Source organism: Planobispora rosea (assembly GCF_014648175.1).
GTDB lineage: Bacteria > Actinomycetota > Actinomycetes > Streptosporangiales > Streptosporangiaceae > Planobispora > Planobispora rosea.
This window is the reverse complement of record NZ_BMQP01000137.1, coordinates 1-877: the sequence shown is the minus strand read 5'-3', so window position 1 is coordinate 877 and position 877 is coordinate 1. Positions and strand designations below refer to the sequence as shown.

At 66.5% G+C, this 877-nt stretch carries 1 pseudogene; it reads right to left on the bottom strand.

What is annotated here, in order from left to right:
- Positions 1–877, bottom strand: a pseudogene (locus IEZ08_RS39100) (DNA-directed RNA polymerase subunit beta); the annotation flags it as partial.

Sequence of the window (877 nt, the reverse complement as noted above, 5' to 3'; positions counted from 1 at the left end):
GCCCAGCGGGTTGAGGATGATGTCGACCGGAGTGCCGTCCTCCAGGAACGGCATGTCCTCCACCGGCAAGATCTTGGAGATGACGCCCTTGTTGCCGTGCCGGCCGGCCAGCTTGTCCCCATCGGTGATCTTACGCTTCTGCGCCACGTACACGCGCACCAGCTCGTTGACCCCGGGGGGAAGCTCATCGCCCTCCTCACGGGAGAACACCCGCACCCCGATGACCTTGCCCTGCTCACCGTGCGGCACCTTCAGCGAGGTGTCGCGCACCTCCCGGGCCTTCTCCCCGAAGATCGCCCGCAGCAGCCGCTCCTCCGGGGTCAGCTCGGTCTCGCCCTTGGGCGTGACCTTGCCCACCAGGATGTCGCCGGGCACCACCTCGGCGCCGATCCGGATGATGCCGCGCTCGTCCAGATCGGCCAGCACCTCCTCGGAGACGTTGGGGATGTCGCGGGTGATCTCTTCGGGGCCCAGCTTGGTGTCGCGGGCGTCGACCTCGTGCTCTTCGATGTGGATCGAAGACAGCACATCGTCTTGGACCAGGCGCTGGGACAAGATGATGGCGTCTTCGTAGTTGTGGCCCTCCCACGGCATGAACGCCACCAGCAGGTTCTTGCCCAGCGCCATCTCGCCGTCATCGGTGCACGGGCCGTCGGCGATGACCTGGCCGGCCTCGATGCGGTCGCCCTCGGCCACGATCGGCTTCTGGTTGAAGCAGGTGCCCTGGTTGGAGCGCTTGAACTTGGCCACCCGGTAGGTGGTGCGGGTGCCGTCGTCGTTCATCACGGTGATGTAGTCGGCCGAGACCTCTTCGACCACACCGGCCTTGTCGGCGTTGATGACGTCCCCGGCGTCGGTGGCGGCCCGGTATTCCATG